At 70.5% G+C, this 19,150-nt stretch carries 15 protein-coding genes; 7 read left to right on the top strand and 8 right to left on the bottom strand.

Annotated elements, in window-relative coordinates; all coding sequences use genetic code 11:
* Positions 1-4 precede the first annotated feature (4 nt).
* Positions 5-2,284: an MMPL family transporter gene (locus tag ACOJV7_RS15755; protein ID WP_420191171.1), complete on the bottom strand. Its 2,280-nt coding sequence runs from the start codon at positions 2,282-2,284 to the stop codon at positions 5-7.
* A 94-nt stretch (positions 2,285-2,378) separates the two neighbouring features.
* Between ACOJV7_RS15755 and lipB the strand changes: the two genes are divergently transcribed.
* The 4 genes from lipB (at position 2,379) to ACOJV7_RS15735 (ending at position 5,691) form a co-directional block, all read left to right on the top strand.
* Positions 2,379-3,011: a lipoyl(octanoyl) transferase LipB gene (gene lipB, locus ACOJV7_RS15750; protein ID WP_420191170.1), complete on the top strand. Its 633-nt coding sequence runs from the start codon at positions 2,379-2,381 to the stop codon at positions 3,009-3,011.
* Positions 3,012-3,113: 102 nt separating this feature from the next.
* Complete coding sequence (gene lipA / locus ACOJV7_RS15745; protein WP_420191169.1) at positions 3,114-4,148, top strand: lipoyl synthase; 1,035 nt, start codon at positions 3,114-3,116, stop codon at positions 4,146-4,148.
* A gap of 69 nt (positions 4,149-4,217) precedes the next feature.
* A complete protein-coding gene (locus tag ACOJV7_RS15740) occupies positions 4,218-4,955 on the top strand; it encodes a DUF4191 domain-containing protein (protein WP_420191168.1) in 738 nt (245 codons plus the stop codon).
* A gap of 79 nt (positions 4,956-5,034) precedes the next feature.
* A complete protein-coding gene (locus ACOJV7_RS15735) occupies positions 5,035-5,691 on the top strand; it encodes a LysE family translocator (RefSeq protein ID WP_420191167.1) in 657 nt (218 codons plus the stop codon).
* Positions 5,692-5,860: 169 nt separating this feature from the next.
* Here the strand turns inward: ACOJV7_RS15735 and ACOJV7_RS15730 are convergent, their stop codons facing one another.
* Entirely contained in the window at positions 5,861-6,277 is a 417-nt protein-coding gene (locus ACOJV7_RS15730; protein ID WP_420191166.1) for an RDD family protein, read from the bottom strand.
* 171 nt (positions 6,278-6,448) lie between these two features.
* Between ACOJV7_RS15730 and glnA the strand changes: the two genes are divergently transcribed.
* Positions 6,449-7,873 carry a type I glutamate--ammonia ligase gene (gene glnA, locus ACOJV7_RS15725; protein WP_420191165.1) on the top strand — a complete coding sequence of 475 codons (1,425 nt, stop codon included), beginning with the start codon at positions 6,449-6,451 and terminating at the stop codon, positions 7,871-7,873.
* 206 nt (positions 7,874-8,079) lie between these two features.
* Positions 8,080-8,616: a dsRBD fold-containing protein gene (locus ACOJV7_RS15720; protein WP_420191164.1), complete on the top strand. Its 537-nt coding sequence runs from the start codon at positions 8,080-8,082 to the stop codon at positions 8,614-8,616.
* Between the two features lie 83 nt (positions 8,617-8,699).
* Here ACOJV7_RS15720 and ctlX read toward each other — a convergent pair whose 3' ends face one another.
* The 4 genes from ctlX to ACOJV7_RS15700 all read right to left on the bottom strand — a co-directional run bounded on the left by ctlX (position 8,700) and on the right by ACOJV7_RS15700 (position 12,171).
* Positions 8,700-9,761 (bottom strand): citrulline utilization hydrolase CtlX, encoded by a 1,062-nt coding sequence (gene ctlX / locus ACOJV7_RS15715; RefSeq protein WP_420191163.1) that lies wholly within the window; start codon positions 9,759-9,761, stop codon positions 8,700-8,702.
* A 128-nt stretch (positions 9,762-9,889) separates the two neighbouring features.
* Entirely contained in the window at positions 9,890-10,690 is an 801-nt protein-coding gene (locus ACOJV7_RS15710) for a hypothetical protein (protein WP_420191162.1), read from the bottom strand.
* A 66-nt stretch (positions 10,691-10,756) separates the two neighbouring features.
* Positions 10,757-11,521, bottom strand: a complete 765-nt coding sequence (locus ACOJV7_RS15705; RefSeq protein WP_420191161.1) for a hypothetical protein — start codon at positions 11,519-11,521, stop codon at positions 10,757-10,759.
* Complete coding sequence (locus tag ACOJV7_RS15700) at positions 11,518-12,171, bottom strand: SatD family protein (protein WP_420191160.1); 654 nt, start codon at positions 12,169-12,171, stop codon at positions 11,518-11,520. The genes ACOJV7_RS15705 and ACOJV7_RS15700 overlap by 4 nt, the downstream gene beginning before the upstream one ends.
* Positions 12,172-12,400: 229 nt before the next feature.
* Here ACOJV7_RS15700 and ACOJV7_RS15695 point away from each other — a divergent pair, with 229 nt between their 5' ends.
* The gene (locus ACOJV7_RS15695; protein ID WP_420191159.1) at positions 12,401-13,288 is read left to right on the top strand and encodes a universal stress protein; all 888 of its coding nucleotides are present in this window, start codon (positions 12,401-12,403) and stop codon (positions 13,286-13,288) included.
* Here ACOJV7_RS15695 and ACOJV7_RS15690 read toward each other — a convergent pair.
* Positions 13,208-15,439, bottom strand: coding sequence for a S9 family peptidase (locus tag ACOJV7_RS15690; RefSeq protein WP_420191278.1), 2,232 nt, complete (start codon positions 15,437-15,439; stop codon positions 13,208-13,210). The genes ACOJV7_RS15695 and ACOJV7_RS15690 overlap by 81 nt on opposite strands.
* Positions 15,440-15,497: 58 nt before the next feature.
* Complete coding sequence (dnaE, locus tag ACOJV7_RS15685) at positions 15,498-19,106, bottom strand: DNA polymerase III subunit alpha (RefSeq protein WP_420191158.1); 3,609 nt, start codon at positions 19,104-19,106, stop codon at positions 15,498-15,500.
* Positions 19,107-19,150: the final 44 nt, after the last annotated feature.

Below are 19,150 nucleotides of genomic sequence, written 5' to 3'. Positions count from 1 at the left end.
GACCCTAGTGGGCCGCGGTGTCAGCGGTCTCCCCCGCCCCGGCCGCCGGGCTCGACATCGGACGCGACGTCGGGCTCGGCACAGAGCTCGCAGCCGACGTCGGCGCCCGGTCACCGCGCAGCCGCGCCGGCCACCACACCTTCGGCCCGATGTCGTGCGCGAGCGCCGGGACGAGCAGGCTGCGCACGACGAAGGTGTCGAGAATGACGCCGAACGCCACGATGAACGCGACCTGCACGAGGAAGACGAGCGGCAGCACGGTGAGCGACGAGAAGGTCGCGGCGAGGACGATGCCCGCGCTGGTGATGACACCGCCGGTGACCGCGAGCCCGACGAGGATCCCGGGTCTCGTGCCACGACGGACCGACTCCTCCCGCACGCGGGTCATGAGGAAGATCGAGTAGTCGATGCCGAGCGCGACGAGGAAGACGAACCCGTAGAGCGGGATCGCCGGGTCGCTGCCGCCGAAGCCGAGCACGTGGTTGAAGACGAGCGCCGAGACGCCGATGGTCGCCGCGAAGGAGACGACGTTGGCGACGACGAGAAGCAGCGGCGCCACGAATGACCGCAGCAGGACGCAGAGCACGAGGGAGATGACGACGAGGATCGCCGGCACGATGACCCGCAGGTCGCGCCCGCTCGCCTCGAGGACGTCGAGGTTGATGGCGGCCTGGCCCCCAACGCGCGCATCAGGGCTGACGTCGTCGAGCGAGGCGCGCAGCCTGCGCACGGTCTCCTCCGCCTCGGCGCTGTCGGCCGCGCCTGTCGCCGTGCCCTGGACGAGCTGGAGCCCGTCGACGGGCGCTGCCTCGGGTGCGCGCTGCCCGGGGACGGGCGGCTGGACGCCGATCCAGGCCGACTCGATCCCCGGGTCGTCCTCGAGCACCGACCGCACGTCCTCGGCGCGGTCCTCGGGGACGACGACTTGGACGGGACTGCCGGCACCGGCCGCGAAGTGGCGCTCGAGCGCCTCCTGCGCGTCGACGGAGTCGGTGGCGACGAGGAAGGTGTCCTTGATCGTCACGCCCTCGGCCTTGAACGTCGGCGCGAACGCGGCGGCGGCGAGCAGCACCGCGAGGGTGACGACCCAGGTGCGACGCGGGTGGCGACCGACGAGCCCGGAGACGCGCCCCCAGAGCGAGCGGGTGCCGACGGCGTCCTCGGCGTGGTGGTGGTCGACGCGGGGAGCGAACGGCCAGAACGCCTTGCGCCCGAAGAGCAGCAGCACGGCCGGCAGGAACGTCAGCGATGCGAGCAGCGCACCGGCGACTCCGAACGCGCCGACGGGCCCGAGCCCGGCGGTGTTGCGCAGCGTCGCGAGCATGAGGCACAGCAGCCCGAGGATGACGGTCGCGGCGGACGCGACGATGGGCTCGACCGACCCGCGCCACGCCCTGCGCAGCGCCACCGAGGTGCTCTCGTGCTCGTGCAGCTCCTCGCGGAACCGGCTCACGAGCAGCAGGGCGTAGTCGGTGGCCGCGCCGACCACGAGGATGAACATGATCCCCTGCGACTGGCCGGACAGCTCGATGGTGCCGTTCTCGGCGAGCGGCCTCACGACGAGGACGGCGAGCGCGAGCCCGAGCACCGCGCTGAGCAGAACCGCGATCGGCAGGATCGGGCTGCGGTAGACGACGAGCAGGATGACGAGGACGACGGCGAGGGCGACGAGCAGCAGGACGCCGTCGATGCCCGCGAACGCGGCGGAGAAGTCGGCGACGAGCCCGCCGGGTCCGCCGACACTCATCGTCATCCCGCTGCCGTTGAGGGCTACTCGGGCCTTGGTGCGCACCTCCTCGGCCGCGGCGACGATGGGCGCCTCACCGTCGATGACGTCGGAGACCGCTGCCTCGGTGAGCGGGATGACGACGAGGGCGGCCTTGCGGTCCTCGCTCGGCACCGGCACGATCTGCGCGCCGTCGACGAGGTAGTCCCCGAGTGTGCGGTCGAGACCCGGGAGCGGGATCGACGGCAGCTCCTTGCCGAGCTCGAGCAGCGCGAAGGCGTCGCGCTCGTCGAGCTGCCGACCGTCGCGGTCCTCGGCGACGAGGAAGAGGGGGATCTCCTCGTCGTCGCTGAAGCGGCCCACCGCCTCGAGGACGGCCGTCGACTCCGCCTCGGTCGGCAGGAACGACGCGTTGTCGTTCTTCTGGACCTCGGACAGGCGCCCGGTGGCGGGGCCGCCGACGGCACCCACGGCCAGCCAAGCCACGAGGACGACGAGCGCCCCGAGAAGGAACCGGCGTGGCCGGCGGGACTTCGGCGCTCGCCTGCGATGCGTCACGCACCTCAGCGTAGGTGCCCGGCCGCACGGGGGAGGCGGGACGGGAGAGGACGGCGGGCCCCACGCTCTGCGTGGGACGGCATACGGTGGGGGCATGCGTTTCGTGCACCTCGGCTTCGCCCCCGACTTCGTCGACTACCTCGAGGGCTGGGAGAAGCAGCGCGAGGTGCACGCCGCCGTGGCGGAGGAGCGCGAGCCCGACACGACGCTGCTGCTCGAGCACGCGGCGGTCTACACCGCGGGCAAGCGCACCCAGCCCGAGCAGCGTCCCTTCGACGGCACGCCCGTCGTCGACGTCGACCGCGGCGGGCTCATCACGTGGCACGGACCCGGCCAGCTCGTCGGCTACCCCATCGTGCGGCTGCCCGAGGTGCCCGTCGACGTCGTCGCCCACGTGCGCCGGCTCGAGGACGCGATGATGCGGATGACGCGCGAGTTCGGTGTCGAGACCGTGAGGGTCGACGGGCGTAGCGGCGTCTGGGTGCTCGCCGACGACCGTGGCCCCGACCGCAAGCTCGGCGCGATCGGGGTGCGCGTGAGCAGGCGGACGACGATGCACGGCTTCTCGCTCAACTGCGACGCGGACCTCTCGTGGGCCGACAACATCGTCGCGTGCGGCATCGCCGACGCCGGGGTCTCCTCGATCAGCCGCGAGGCCGGTCGCACGGTCACCGTCCAGGACCTCCTCCCCTACGCTGAGAAGCACCTCACCGACGTCCTCGGCTGAGCCCGCGTCACGACGACGCCGTATGCCGTGTGCCCGCCTGTCGCGCGCCCGTCGCCTCGGGCGGATGTGGGGGGCGTCTCACCCGGGCGTACTCTGGAGCGCGTGACTGTCGCACCCGAAGGACGTCGTCTCCTGCGCGTCGAGGCGCGCAACGCCGAGACCCCAATCGAGCGCAAGCCCGAGTGGATCCGCACCACCGCCAAGATGGGCCCGGAGTACACGCAGCTGCACTCGATGGTGAAGAAGGAGGGGCTCCACACCGTCTGTCAGGAAGCCAGCTGTCCCAACATCTTCGAGTGCTGGGAGGACAAGGAGGCGACCTTCCTCATCGGGGGTGACGTCTGCACCCGCCGCTGCGACTTCTGCGACATCGCCACCGGTCGCCCCACCGCCCTCGACCTCGACGAGCCCCGCCGCGTCGCCGAGTCGGTCCAGCAGATGGGCCTGCGCTACTCGACCGTGACCGGTGTCGCCCGCGACGACCAGCCCGACGGCGCCGCCGGCCTCTACGCCGAGACCATCCGCCAGATCCACGCGCTCAACCCCAACACCGGTGTCGAGATCCTCCCGCCCGACTTCGGCGCCAAGCCCGAGCTCGTCGGCCAGGTCTTCGACGCGCGGCCCGAGGTCTTCGCGCACAACCTCGAGACGGTGCCGCGGATCTTCCGCCAAATCCGTCCGGCGTTCACCTACGAGAAGTCGCTCAAGGTGCTCTCGATGGCCCGCGACGCCGAGCTCGTCACCAAGTCCAACCTCATCCTCGGCATGGGCGAGGAGGACCACGAGGTCGAGCAGGCCATCGCCGACCTCCACGACGCCGGCTGCGACATCCTCACGATCACCCAGTACCTCCGCCCCTCGAAGCTGCACCACCCGATCGACCGGTGGGTCAAGCCCGAGGAGTTCGTCCACTGGAGCACCGTCGCCGAGGACATGGGCTTCAAGGGCGTCATGGCCGGTCCGCTCGTCCGCTCGTCGTACCGCGCCGGCCGCCTGTGGGCGACCGCCATGACGAAGTGGGGCCGCCCGATCCCCGAGCACCTCTCCCACCTCGCCCAGGCCGCCGGCGACCCCGCCCGGCAGGAGGCCGCCTCGCTCGTCGCCCGCGCCGGGGCCACCGAGCGAGCCGTATCCTGATCCCCTAGCACCGGCGCCAAGCGCCGCGCACCACCTCGCACCACTCACCGACGCAGGAGCACCCACCCCGTGGCCAAGGCCAAAGAGACCACTGCCGAGAAGAAGCCCGGACGGCTCGCCGAGATCCGCCAGGGTTACCGCGCCGTCAAGCAGATCGACCCGAAGATCGGGTGGTACATGCTGCTGGCCGCCCTCGTGACGTTCGCCGTCATCGTCGGCATCGGCTTCCTCCTCGGTGGGCTGTGGCGCTTCTACCTCATCCTCATCGCGATTCCGGCCGCCCTGCTCGCCGCGACGTTCGTCATGAACCGCCGTGGCAACAAGGCCATGTACGGCATGCTCGAGGGCCAGGCCGGCGCCGCCGGTGCCGCGCTCCAGAGCATGGGCCGGCGCGGCTGGTACGCCTCGACCGAGCCCGTCGCCGTCGACGCCAACCGCGCGTCGAAGCCGAGCGACCTCTCCGGCTCCGCGATGGTCTTCCGCGCCCTCGGCCGCCCGGGCGTCGTCCTCATCGGCGAGGGCCCGAAGCAGCGCGCCCTCAAGCTCCTCAAGGCCGAGGAGAAGAAGGTCAACCGCGTCGCGCCCGGTGTCCCCGTGCACCTCTGGGTCGTCGGCGATGGTGACGACGAGGTCAAGGTGAGCAAGATCAGCTCCAAGCTCACCCGCATGCGCCCGGTCCTCACCAAGGACGAGGCGTCGGTCGTCAACAAGCGGCTCAAGTCGCTCGGCGGCCTGCGCACCGGCGTCCCCGCCGGCATGGACCCGACCCGCGCCCGTGTCGACCGCAAGGCCATGCGCGGCAAGTGACCCTCCGGGGTCGTATGGACCTCGCCCGGCTCTCGGAATCCCCTCGCCTCGCGAGGTCTCTCGGGTCCACCATGTCCGTATGCCGTCCGCTCCCACCCTCGCCGCCTTCGCCGGCGCGTCGGTCCTGCTCATCCTCTTCCCCGGCCCGGCCATGCTCTTCCTCGTCGCGCGGGGTGCCGCCGGTGGGCGGCGCGTCGGCGTGATGTCGGCGCTGGGCGTGAACTCGGCGACGGCCACGTTCGTCGTGGCGACGGCGCTCGGACTGACCGCTGTCCTCGCCACCTCCTCGCTCGCGCTGTCAGTCGTGCGCTACGCCGGCGCGGGCTACCTCGTCTGGCTCGGCATCGGTGTGCTCCGCAGCCGCGGTTCGCAGACGGCTCACGAGGCGGCTCCTGCGCTCGTCCCGGTGCGGCAGAGCGACTGGGCGAGCTGGCGGCAGGGCTACCTCGTGGGCATCGCCAACCCCAAGGTCGCGCTCTTCTTCCTTGCCTTCTTCCCGCAGTTCCTCGACCCCGCCCGTGGCTCGATGACGGTCCAGATCCTCGTGCTGGGAGGCGTCTTCGTCGCCATCGGTCTCGTCTGCGACGCGAGCTACGGCGCGCTCGCCGGCACCATCTCGACCCGGATGGCCCGACGCCGCGGCGACAAGCGCTCGACCAAGGGCAGGGTCGCCATCGGACTCACCTACATCGGGCTCGGCGGCTTCACCGCCGCCACGGGGTCTCGGACGCTCTGAGCCGCTCGGCACAACCTCTGCGTCCGGCAGCATGACGACCTGACCCCCGAAAGTGCGGACGCAAGGCATCAGGGTCGGCCGGCATACCGCTTGCGTCCGGCAAGATGACGACCCGACCCCCAACAATGCGGACGCAAGGAGCGCTGGGGGCTCCGGGCTCGATGGTGGCTCAGCGGCGGACGATGACCGTGCCGGCGAGGGCGTCGTGCAAGCCGCGACCGTCGCGGGCGCTGAGGACGGCCGGGACGAAGAGACAGAGCAGCACCGTGCGGACGAGCACCTGGAGCGGGAACGACCCCGGCTTCACCTGGAGCACCTGGAGTCGCATGAGGGCGTGGCCCGGGGTCGCGGCGAATGCCGTGACCGTGAGGATGTTGAGGACGGCGAGCAGGCCGAGCGGCACGAACGCCTGCGCTCCCCCGGCGCCGAGCTCGGCCCCGAAGGCGAAGCGGGCGAGGAGCTGGACGAGCGCCCAGTCGACGAGGAGACCGACCGCGCGCCGCCACAACGGAGCCATCGACCCGGGACCGTCGGCCGGCACGCCGAGCTGCTCACCGGCATACGACGGCTCGTGTTCGCTGCTCACACGAGGACTGTATGCGTCGCCACTCTGGACGCCTCGGACGGGTCGGCGAGGGGTCTGGCAGGGTGTAACACCGGTGAAACATTCGGGTCATGGCCGGGAAACCGCGCGGTTCTAGGGTTCTCGACATGTCCGGGCACCGCCCGCCGTTCCCTTTGCCTAGGAGGCCCCACGTTGTTCAGCTCTGCTGACGAGGTCCTGTCGTTCATCAAGGACGAGGACGTCAAGTTCGTCGACATCCGTTTCTGCGACCTGCCCGGGGTCATGCAGCACTTCAACGTGCCGGCCGAGAGCGTCGACGAGGACTTCTTCACGAACGGCCAGGCGTTCGACGGGTCCTCGATCCGTGGCTTCCAGGCCATCCACGAGTCCGACATGAAGCTCATCCCGGACCCGTCGTCGGCCTACCTCGACCCGTTCCGTGAGCACAAGACGCTCATCATGAACTTCTCGATCGTCGACCCGTTCACGGACGAGCCCTACAGCCGCGACCCGCGCAACATCGCCGCCAAGGCCGAGGCCTACCTCGTCTCCACCGGCATCGCCGACACCGCCTACTTCGGCGCCGAGGCCGAGTTCTACGTCTTCGACGACGTGCGCTTCGAGACCAAGGCCAACGCCGGCTACTACTTCATCGACTCCGTCGAGGCCGCGTGGAACACCGGTCGCGAGGAGGAGGGCGGGAACAAGGGCTACAAGACCCGCTACAAGGGTGGCTACTTCCCCGTCCCGCCGGTCGACCACTTCGCCGACATGCGCGACAACATCTGCCTCAACCTCGACCGCGTCGGCATCAAGGTCGAGCGCAGCCACCACGAGGTCGGCACCGCGGGCCAGCAGGAGATCAACTACCGCTTCGACACCCTGCTCGCGTCCGGCGACGACATGATGAAGTTCAAGTACGTCGTCAAGAACACGGTGTGGGCCGGCGGCAAGACCGCGACCTTCATGCCGAAGCCGATCTTCGGTGACAACGGCTCGGGCATGCACACGCACCAGTCGCTCTGGAAGAACGGCGAGCCGCTGTTCTACGACGAGCGCGGCTACGGCGGCCTCTCCGACATCGCGCGCTGGTACATCGGCGGCCTGCTCAAGCACGCCCCCGCCGTCCTCGCGTTCACGAACCCGACGGTGAACTCCTACCACCGCCTGGTCCCGGGCTACGAGGCGCCGGTCAACCTCGTCTACTCGGCGCGCAACCGCTCCGCTTGCGTGCGCATCCCGATCGCCGGCGACTCCCCCAAGGCCAAGCGCATCGAGTTCCGCATCCCAGACCCGTCGTGCAACCCCTACCTCGCGTTCGCCGCGCAGCTCATGGCCGGCCTCGACGGCATCCGCAACCGCATCGAGCCGCCGGAGCCGGTGGACAAGGACCTCTACGAGCTCCCGCCCGAGGAGCACGAGGCCATCGAGCAGGTCCCGGGTTCGCTGCCCGCCGTCCTCGACGCGCTCGAGGCCGACCACGAGTTCCTCCTCGAGGGTGACGTCTTCACCAAGGACCTCATCGAGACCTGGATCGAGTGGAAGCGCAAGAACGAGGTCGACCCGATCCGCTTCCGCCCGCACCCGCACGAGTTCGAGATGTACTTCGACATCTGATGGAGCGTGCGGAGTCAGATGTCGACAGAGGGTTCAGTGACATCTGAGCCGAGCGAACTCTGACGAAGGTCCTGCACAACGCGTGCTCTATGCCGCGTTCTGCAGGACCTTTGTCGTCCTCGGGCATCCGAGGCGTGGCCTTGGACCCTCCGTGGGCATGGCGGGCGGGTGGATGCTTGAGGTCTCGGACGGAGAAGGAGGACGCCATGCGAGCGCTGCCCGGAGACCACATCATCCTTGCGACCCCAACCATCGAGGGAGTCCTGCGCGAGGGGGAGGTGATCGAGACGCGAGGCGCGGACGGCCAGCCGCCCTATCTGGTGAGGTGGAGCGACGAACACGAAGGACTGCTCTATCCCGGGCCGGGCTCCGTCCTGCGCATCGACCCCGCCCACGGCGAAGCGCCCTCGCCCGCCACCGCCGCGAGGGCAGCCGAGCCGACGCCGGGACACCACCCGTCGGGAGTGCACCTGCACGCCCGCGACTGGACGGTGCGGGTCAGCATCCTCGGTGACGACGACGACGCCGAGGCGCGGGTCGTCCTCATCGCCGACTCCCCGCGCCACCTCACGGCCCACGGTCACAGTCATCGCAGCACCGACGACCGCCCCGTGCCCGAGATCGGCGACGAGGTCGCCGTCGCGCGGGCCTTGCGCCGGCTCGCAGACCGGCTGCTGGACACCGCGGCCGACGACATCGAGGGAGCCACGGGCGAGCGCGACATCTCGCTGCGTTCGCGCTGACTCCCCCGGCGCGCCGGGGAGCTCAGCCGGCCTGGAGCCCGGCAGCGACCTCAGCCGCGCCCGGCCTGAAGCCGGGACCGACCTCAGCCGGCGTCGGCGTGCGCGTCGGCGTGCGCGTCGACGTCGGCGTCGACGAGGTCCTGGCCGTCGATGGTCTCGGCGGTCTCGTCGATCGCCTCGACGAGAGCGGTCGGCTCCGCGTCGGCCGTCGGCCGGCGGTCGAGGTGGACCCCGGCGATCATGCAGCGCACCGACCCGCCCGCGAGCTCGATCGTCGGGATGTCGACGGCGACGATCTCGCAGGACTCCTCGATGGCGGCCACCTGGTCGGGCCGCAGGCTGCGCTTCGCACGCGCCGACATCGCCATGACGTAGCGGCGCCTGCCCTCGGCGGTGCGCCCGCACAGCTCGACCGCGTTGCCGGCGAACTCGCGGATCTGCTCCTCGGTGAGCTCGACGATCGTGCGGCCGGTCACCGAGAGCCGCTCGCGCACCTGCTCACGGCGGACCTCGTCGGGGATCATCTCGAGGGCGATCATCGCGACGTCGGTGCCGATGCAGGCGATGACGTTGGTGTGGTAGACCGGCACGCCCTCGGAGTCGACCGCGTCGAAGGCCATCGGCTCGTAGCCGAAGTCCGTGCAGAACCGCTCGAGCACCGTGATGTCGGCGCGGTGGCTGCGCGCGGTGTAGGCGACGCGCGACACGTGGTCGAGGACCATCGCGCCGGTCCCCTCGAGGAAGATGCCGTCCGGCTCGAGGCCGGAGTAGTCGACGATCGCCTGGACGCGGTAGTCGGACTTGAGCATCTCGAGGACGTCGGCCCGACGTTCGTGGCGCCGGTTCGAGGCATACATCGGGTAGACCGCGACGTAGCCGCCCGCGTGGGTCGAGAGCCAGTTGTTGGGGAAGACGCTGTCGGGCCGGGTGTGGTCCTCGTCGGCGAAGACGTGCACGCGGACGCCGGCCTCCCTCAGGGCGTCGGCGAGCGTGTCCATCTCGGCCAGCGCGGTCGCCGACACCGCCTCGTCGCTCTGCCCTGACGGCACGTCACGTTGGAACGCGTTGTCGGCGGCGGTCGCCGGGTTGGGCAGGAACCGCTCGGCGCGGACGAGGATGACAGCGGAAGGGGCCTGAGCACTCACGGACGGAATGTAGTGCATCCCGGACGCACTCCCGAAGCGCACCCGTTCGCCTCACCTCAGGACGCCGTATGCCGTCCCGTCACCGCGGTGGGAGCCGCCGGGCCGGGCGCCCCGGAAGCGAAGCGACGTCAGAACCCGCCGAAGTCGCCTCCGCCACCGAAGTCGCCGCCACCTCCGAAGTCGCCTCCACCGAAGTCACCGCCGCCGAAGTCACCGCTGCCGAGCTCGCTGCCACCGAAGTCGCTGCCACCGAGGTCACCGCCGGCATCTCCCCCGGCGTCCGTGCCCGCGTCTCCCCCCGCCTCTCCCCCCGCCTCTCCCCCGGCGTCACCACCGGAGTCGGACCCACCGTCGGACCCCGCGTCACCACTCGACTCGCCGGCTTCGGCCGCCTCGGGCGAGGAGCCGTAGTCGTCGAAGAGGGCGTCGGCGATGGCGCTGCCGACGACGACACCGGCGATGGTGCCCATCATCGAGCCCATGAGCGTGCCGCCCATGCCCATGCCCATGCCGCCGCGGCCACCGAAGGTGCGTTCGAGGGTGCCGGGCTGGCGCATCTCGGCGCGGGTCGCTGCCCGGGCGAGGTCCTGCGGCTCGGCACTGAGCGGGGCCTCGCCCTGCGGGGCGTCCTGCGAGAGCCCGGTGAGGACCTGCTGTCGCTGGTCGGGAGTGAGCTTCGCGAAGGCCTCGGCGTGGACCTGCTCCAACGTCTCGGGAGGCGCCGTGCGCAGGAGGTAGCGGTAGCGCGCGATCGCCCGTGCGTCCTCGCCCTGCTCCCCACCCGAGCCCTGGAACCGCTGTCCCGCACCACCGGCACCCGCGGACGACGGACCACCCTGCGACTCCCAGGACCCCCCTCCGGACCCGGGTGCGCCGTGCTGGTCCTGCATCCGCGGCTCACGTCCGAGGAGCCTGTCGAGGAAACCCATGGTCCGTCCTCCCGTCGGGCCGCGTCCGACGACGCGGCGTCCTCCCAGCATGCCCCAGCGTCCCGGTCAACGGGTGAGCGCGAGCGACCCCAGTGCCACGAGCCAGCTGACGAAGCTGCCGACGAGGAAGTACTCGGTGACCTGGTCGATGCCGTCTCCGTGGACCGTCCGCCCGTCCTTGGCGGACTGCAGCTCGGGGAAGCGGATGAGGCCCTTGGCGGCGATGACGATCGCCGCCGCCGTCACCTGGCCGGCGAGCCCGAGCCCGAGGATGAAGACGCGCTCCATCGGCCCGAGCAGCCGCCCGCCCTTGAGCCTCTCGGACGGCTCGCTCCCCGGGCCCGCAGCGGTGCGCGCCGACGGACGCATCGCCCCGACGCTCACGAGCACGAGCCGGACGATGACGTTGCCGGTCGCGAGGTTCGCGACGAGGAGTCCCGCGACGAGGAGCACACGGTCGAGAGGGGTGTCACCGGCATACGGCACATCCGCCCAGGCGAGCCAGTCCCGCAGCAGCCCGCCGGCGGAGGACGCGAAGCCCGAGGCGGCGACGAGCACAGCGGCGGTGCCGCCGAGGACGAGCAGCGCCTGGGCGTGGCCGCCGCCACGGCGCAGCGACCGCTCCGAGAGCGCGACCCAGCCGACGAGAGGGACGACCGAGGCGACGAGGGCGACGAGGTCGGCCACCCCCGTGAGACCGGCGAGCAGCGCGACCCCGACGACCGTCACGGCACCCACGGGAACGGCGGCGCGGCGAACGGGACGCGAGTCGACGGCCCGCAGCAGGTCGGTGACGCCGACGCCGATGAGCCACACCGCCAGCCACGTCACGGCAGCGTCCTCAGCAGCTCGTGAGTGCGCACGATGACGGCGAGACCGTCGGCGCGCACGCGCTGCGACACCGCCGACGGGGTGATCCCCTCCGCCGCGGCGAGCTCCTTCTGCGTCATCCCCTCGAGCAGTCCTCTCAACAGCCGTCCCGACCTCTCCGACAACGAGCCAACCATGTGGTCCTGACAGTGCAGCGCCGCGTCGACGGCAACCGACGTCCCGAGGTCGTCGGGCTCCCCCTCGGCCAGCCGGTATGCCGTGTGCACGTGTCCCAGCGCGGCTCGCCTCGCCTCCTCTTCCACCGCGACGATGGCCTCGCGGGCGGCCCACCACGCGGGCCCGTCCTTGATCCCCCTCGTGGCGTCGAGCGTCGTCGTCGCCCCCCGCCCGAGCCCGTAGCGCGTCTCCGCCCGTGGCCGCAGGGCGACCCGGGTGCGCAGCGCCGCCTCGAGTGCGGCGCCGAGGTGGGGATAGACCCCCTGGAACTCGTCGCCGACCGTGACCTCCAGCGGCTCGACGTGCTCGACCCGCTCGTTGGTGTCCGCGAGCGCCGCCTCGAGGTCGCGGTGGAGCGCGCGGCGGTCGGCGCTCGACCGGGACTGCACGATGTCGCCGATGAGAACGACAGGTGAGGGCTGAACTCGGGCCATATCCAGATCATACCTTCATTCGTCTGGAATGCAGGTTTATGCTTCATCCCTGACGGATGTAGCGATGACCTCAACTCGCCTCCGTGGATGGAGGGTGCGCGCGCGTCGGGCAGCGCAGCCACGTCCTCCGGGTCCAGAATGAGCGTACGGGCCGACGAGCCCGTGACGACGGGACACCGGTCCCGGACCGGTTGGTTTCCCGCCGCCTGACCACCGAGCTGGAGGCGTCATGAGCGGCATCACTTCCCCCATCCGCAGCACGCGCATCGTGGTCGGCATCGACGGGTCGGCGCACGGCTGGGCGGCCCTCGCGTGGGCTGCCGAACGGGCGTCGCGGATGTCCTCCCCCCTGCACCTCATCCATGCCTTCGCGCCGGACATCCCCATGCTCGGGTTCGGCAGCACCGACCAGAGCTCGCTCAAGGAGGAGGGCGAGCGGCTCCTCACGACCGCACGCGCCCGAGCCCACGCTGTCGACCCCGCGCTCACCGTGACGACGTCGCTGCCGCCGGGGTTCGCCTCCCCCGCCCTCGTCAAGGCCTCCCACGACGCCGCGATGGTCGTCCTCGGTGCCGTCGGCCACGGGCTGCTGAGCCGCGCGAGCATCGGAGCCGTCGCCCAGCAGGTCGCGGCGCACGCCACCTGCCCGGTCGTCATCGTCGGCCACGAGGGGCACAGTGAGCCGCCGCACCACCGGGTCGTCGTGGGGGTCGACGGCTCGACGCCCTCGTCGGCCGCCCTGCACGCCGCCTTCGACTACGCCGCCTCGCAGGAGGCCGAGCTCGTCGTCGTGCACGCCTGGGAGCCCCAGGGACCCGAGGACCCGACGTTGTCCACGGACTCGAGCTGGCCGGCATACGAGAGTGAGCTGGAGCAGCGCGTGGGTCGAGAGATCGCGTCGAGCAGCACCCAGCACCCGGCCGTCAAGGTCCACCACGAAGTGGTGCGCAGCTCTCCCGTGGCGGCGCTCATCCAGGCCGCCGACACCGCGGACCTCGTCGTCGTCGGGGCGCGTGGCACGGGAGGCTTCCCGGGGCTACACCTCGGGTCGGTCTCCAGCCGGCTCCTCGGCCGCACCGCCTGCCCGCTCGTCCTCGTGCACCCGCGGGAGCCGTGAGGTCGCACCGAGCTGGTCGAGGACGAAGGCCCACTCCCACGCGACCTGCTCCCATGCGGCGTAGCGCCCGCTGCGTCCGCCGTGCCCCGCGGCCATCTCGGTCCGCAGCAGGATCGGGCGGGTCGCCTCGTCGTTGGTGACGGTGGCACGCAGCCGCGACACCCACTTCACCGCCTCGGTGAAGAAGACCCGCGTGTCGTGCAGGCTCGTCGTCGCGAGGATCGCGGGGTAGTCGCGGGCGGCGACGTTCTCGTAGGGCGTGTAGGCCTTCATGACCGCATAGACCTCGGGGTCCTCGAGCGGGTTGCCCCACTCCTCCCACTCCCCCACCGTGAGCGGCAGGTCGGGCCGCAGGATCGTCGTCAGCGCGTCGACGAAGGGCACCGCGGCGTGCGCGACCCGGAACCTGTCGGGGGCGAGGTTGAGGACGGCGCCGACGAGCAGCCCTCCGGCAGAACCTCCCTCGAGACCCAGCCGGTCGCCGGCCACCCAGCCGAGCTCGACGAGCCGGTCAGCGCAGGCGACCGTGTCGGAGAAGGTGTGGGGCTTGGCGAGCAGCTTGCCGTCGTCGTACCAGTGGCGCCCCATCTCGCCGCCACCTCGCACGTGGGCGGTCGCGTGGACGACACCGCGGTCGAGCAGCGAGAGCCGCGCGACGGAGAAGTAGGGGTCGCTGGAGTACTCATACGCCCCGTATGCCGTGAGCAGACCTGGGTGCGTCCCGTCGGGCGCGAGGTCGGCCCGGTGCACGACCGAGATCGGCACCCGGGTGCCGTCCTCCGCGGTCGCCCACTCGCGGCGCTGGACGTAGTCGGTGAGGTGGACGTCGCCGAGGACCGGCTGCTGCTTGAGGACGGTGCGCTCGCCCGAGACGAGGTCGAGCTCGAGGACGGTGCGCGGCGTGACGAAGGACTCGAAGACGAGCTGCAGCGCGCTCTGGTCGCGCTCGGGGTTGTCACCGAGCCCGACCGAGTAGATCGGCTCCTCGAAGCCGACGGGAACCGGTGTGGCATAGCCGGACTCGACCGAGGGGTCGGCCGGCAGCAACGACAGCGCGGTGAGCCCGTCGCGCCGCAACGAGAGCACGGCGACGTCGTCGAAGGCGTCCACCCCGAGGAACCGCTCACCGGTGCGCGCGCGCAGCAGCGGGCGCCACTGCTCGTGGCTCGTCGCGTCGAGCGGAGCCCACGCGAGGTCCGAGTCGGGGTTGTCGGTGTTGTGCACGATGAGGAGCCGGTCCTCGGCGGGCTCGACGTCGTACTCGACGCCGTCCCGGCGAGCCGCCACGACCCGGAAGTCGGCCTCGGGGGTCGCGGAGTCGAGCAGGCGCACCTCGGAGGTCGTCTTCGAGCCGAGAGCGAAGATGATCCAGCGGTCGTCGCGGCTCGTACCGATGCCCATCCAGAACCGCTCGTCGGTCTCCTCGTGGACGAGGACGTCGTCGGCCGGGTCGCTCCCTACGGTGTGGCGCCACAGCTGGTGCGGCCGCCAGGCGTCGTCGAGCCGGGTGTAGAAGACCGTGCCACCGTCGAGCGAGAACTCGACGCCGTAGCCGATGTCGGTGATGCCCTCGTCGAGGGTCGCGCCGGTTGCGAGGTCACGGATGACGAGGTCGAAGCGCTCGTCGCCCGTCGTGTCGGTGGCGAGCGCCAGCCGGGTGTGGTCGGGGCTCACCGTGAGGGCGCCGATCGAGAAGAACTCGGACTCGCCGGCCTCGACGTTGCCGTCGACGAGGATCTGCTCTCCGTCGGGGACGCTGTCGGGTGCGACGACCGGCCGGACGGCGGGGTCCGCGCACGGCACCCGCGCCTGGATGGGGTACTGCTGCCCCTCGACGGTGCGTGAGTAGTACCACCACGGACCCGAGCGCACCGGGACGGAGAGGTCGGTCTCGAGCACCCGCGACCTGATCTCACCGAAGATGCTGTCGCGCAACGGCTTCAGGTGCGCGGTGCGCGCGTCGGCGTAGGCGTTCTCGGCCTCGAGGAGCGCGACGACCTCGGGGTCGTCGCCGTCACGCAGCCACTCGTAGGGGTCGTCGACGCGGTCACCGTGGTGCTCACGGACGTGCTCGCGCGTCGCCGCGACCGGAGGCGTCGGCAGGTTCGTCGAGGGCGCTGTCTGCCCGTCGCCGGCCGCAGACGTGGCCATGGACGAGGACGCGGCCATGGACGAGGACGCGGGCATGGGCGTGGGCTCGGGTGTCGGCTCAGCCACCGGTGAGGCACCTCGGGCCGAGGAGGACCTTGAGGTCGCCGTAGAGGGACTCACTGGCGTTGACGCGCAGGGCGTCGTCGAGCCTGATGAGCGTCGTCCGGCCGGGCTTGGTGAGCTTGAGGTGGACCTCGGTCGTGCCCGGGTGGTTGGCGAGCACGCCCTTGAGCTCCTCCATCCGGCCGGTCGTCGCGCGAAGCGTGTCGAGGGTGACGACGACGGGTCCGCGCGGACCCTCGGTGAGCTCGGGCAGGGTCAGCTCCTGGGCATAGATCGACACCGAGTCGTCACGCCGGTTGACCTTGCCCCGGACGACGGCGACGACGTCCTGCGAGAGCATCGTCGACACCGTGAGGTAGGCACTCGGGAAGAAGAGGCACTCGATGGCGCCCTCGAGGTCCTCGACCGTCGCGATGGCCCAGAGGTCGCCCTTCTTCGTGCGCTTGATCTGGAGGCCGGTGATGAGCCCGGCGACGGTGACCATGGAACCCTCGGGCTTGCCGTCCTCGGCACTCAGCGTGGCGATGGCCGTGTCCGCGTGCTGCTGGAGGACGTGCTCGACACCGAAGAGCGGGTGGTCCGAGACATAGAGGCCGAGCATCTCGCGCTCGAAGGTGAGCAGGGTCGACTTGTCCCACTCGACCGTAGGCACCGCCGTCAGCCCCATCATCGCGTCGCCCGCACCGGACTCGTCGTCGTCACCGAAGGCACCGAAGAGCGAGTCCTGCCCGATGGCCTCCTGGCGCTTGATGGCGACGAACGCGTCGACGTACTCCTCGTGCACGCGCAGCAGCCCGGCCCGGGACTCCCCCAGCCCGTCGAAGGCGCCGCCCTTGATGAGCGACTCGATCGTGCGCTTGTTGCACACGACGGCCGGGCACTTCGAGAGGAAGTCGCGGAAGGAGGTGAAGGCACCCTTCTCCTCGCGCGCGGCGATGATCGCCTCGACGACGTTGTGGCCGACGTTGCGGATCGCGGCCATGCCGAAGCGGATGTCGGTGCCGACGGCGGCGAACCGCGCGACCGAGTCGTTGACGTCGGGCGGGAGGACCTTGATGCCCATGCGCCGGCACTCGCCGAGGTAGAGCGCGGACTTGTCCTTGTCGTCGCCGACGCTCGTGAGGAGGCCGGCCATGTACTCGGCCGGGTAGTTGGCCTTGAGGTAGGCGGTCCAGTAGGAGACGAGACCGTAGGCGGCGGTGTGCGCCTTGTTGAACGCGTAGTCCGAGAAGGGGACGAGGACGCCCCACAGGGCGGCGATCGACGCCTCGTTGAAGCCCTTCGCCTTCATGCCGCTCGAGAAGGGGACGTACTCGGCGTCGAGGACCTCCTTCTTCTTCTTGCCCATGGCGCGACGGAGGAGGTCGGCGTTGCCGAGGGTGTAGCCGGCGAGCTTCTGGGCGATCTCCATGACCTGCTCCTGGTAGATCACCAGGCCGTAGGTCGTGCCGAGGATCGGCTCGAGGGCGTCGATCATCTCCTGCTGAAGCTTGCCCTTGAGCTGGGGGTCGAGCGGTGTGAGCTCCTGCTTGCCGTTCTTGCGCAGCGCGAAGTTCGTGTGCGCGTTCACGCCCATCGGGCCGGGACGGTAGAGCGCGAGGGCGGCGGAGATGTCCTCGAAGTTGTCGGGCTGCATGAGCTTGAGCAGCGTGCGCATGCCGCCGCCGTCGAGCTGGAAGACACCGAGCGTGTCGCCACGGGCGAGCAGGTCGTAGGTCGCCTTGTCGGTCATGTCCTTCGACAGGGCGTCGAGGTCGAGGTCCTCGCCGCGATTGGCCTTCACGTTCTCGATCGCGTCGTCGAGGATCGTGAGGTTGCGCAGGCCGAGGAAGTCCATCTTGACCAGGCCGAGCGTCTCGCACGTCGGGTAGTCGAACTGGGTGAGGACCTGACCGTCCTGCAGCCGCTTCATGATCGGGATGACGTCGATGAGCGGCTCGCTGCTCATGATGACGCCGGCGGCGTGCACGCCCCACTGCCGCTTGAGGCCCTCGAGGCCCTTGGCGGTCTCGACGATCTCCTTGAAGTGCGGCTCGGTCTCGACGAGCTCGCGGAACTCCTTGCCCTCGCCGTAGCGCGGGTGCTCGGGGTTGTAGATCCCCGACAGCGGCACGCCCTTGCCCATGACGTCCGGCGGCATCGCCTTGGTGAGCTGTTCGCCGACGTTGAACGGGTGGCCCATGACGCGGGCCGAGTCCTTGACGGCCTGCTTGGCCTTGATGGTGCCGTAGGTCACGATCTGCGCGACCCGCTCGGCGCCGTACTTCTCGGTGACGTAGCGGATGACCTCGCCGCGTCGGCGCTCGTCGAAGTCGATGTCGAAGTCGGGCATCGACGCGCGCTCGGGGTTGAGGAACCGCTCGAAGATGAGACCGTGCGGGATCGGGTCGAGGTCGGTGATCTTCATGGCGTAGGCGCACATGGAGCCGGCACCCGAGCCACGACCCGGGCCCACCCGGATGCCGTTGGCCTTGGCCCAGTTGATGAAGTCGGCGACGACCAGGAAGTAGCCGGGGTAGCCCTTGGAGACGATGACCTCGATCTCGAAGTCGGCCTGCTTCTGGGCATACTCCGGTATGCCGTCCGGGAACCTCTCGCGCAGGCCCGTCTGGACCTCCTTGACGAACCACGACTCCTCGTTCTCCCCGGGCGGGCAGGGGAACTTCGGCATGTAGCGGCCCTCACCCTCGGTGAAGGACACCTCGCACATCTCGGCGACGAGGAGGGTGTTGTCGCACGCCTCGGGCAGCTCGCGCCACGTGTGGCGCATCTCGGCCGCGGTCTTGAGGTAGTAGCCGTCGCCGTCGAACTTGAACCGGTTGGGGTCCATGAGCGTCGAGCCGGACTGGACGCAGAGCAGCGCTCCGTGGGCCTGCGAGTCCTCGGGGTAGGTGTAGTGGCTGTCGTTGGTGGCGAGCAGCGGGAGGTCGAGCTCCTTGGCGAGCCGGAGCAGGTCCTTGATCGTGCGGCGCTCGATCTCGTTCTGGTGGTCCATGACCTCGCAGAAGTAGTTCTCGGCGCCGAAGATGTCGCGGTAGTCGCTCGCCGCCTGCTTCGCCAGGTCGTACTGGCCCAGTCGGAGGCGGGTCTGGATCTCGCTCGACGGGCAGCCGGTCGTCGCGATGAGGCCCTGCCCGTGCTGGTCGATGAGCTCGCGGTCGAGGCGTGGCCACTTCGCGTAGACCTGGTCGAGCGAGGCCTGGCTGTCCATCTTGAAGAGGTTGCGCAGACCGTTGTTGTTCTTGGCCAGCAGCGTCATGTGCGTGTAGGCCCCGGAGCCCGACACGTCGTCGCCGGGACGGGTGCGCTCGTCACCCCACTTGACGCGGGTCTTGTCGGTGCGGTGGGTGCCCGGCGTGACGTAGGCCTCGAGCCCGATGATCGGCTTGACGCCCGTCCCCTGCGCCTTGCGCCAGAACTCGTGGGCGCCGTAGAGGTAACCGTGGTCGGTCATGGCGAGGGCCGGCATACCGAGCTCTGCCGCTCGGGTGAAGAGGTCCCCGATGCGGGCCGCCCCGTCCAGCATGGAGTACTCGGTGTGGACGTGCAGGTGGACGAAGCTGTCCGTGCTGTCCGGGGCTGGGGAGGAGGTGGGCGACGACATCGTGGATCATCCTAGGTCGCCCGCCCGACAGTCAGAACAGGCTC

The sequence above is a fragment of the Knoellia tibetensis genome, from assembly GCF_048606415.1.
Lineage (GTDB): Bacteria > Actinomycetota > Actinomycetes > Actinomycetales > Dermatophilaceae > Knoellia > Knoellia tibetensis.
This window is presented reverse-complemented; position numbering and strand designations above follow the sequence as displayed.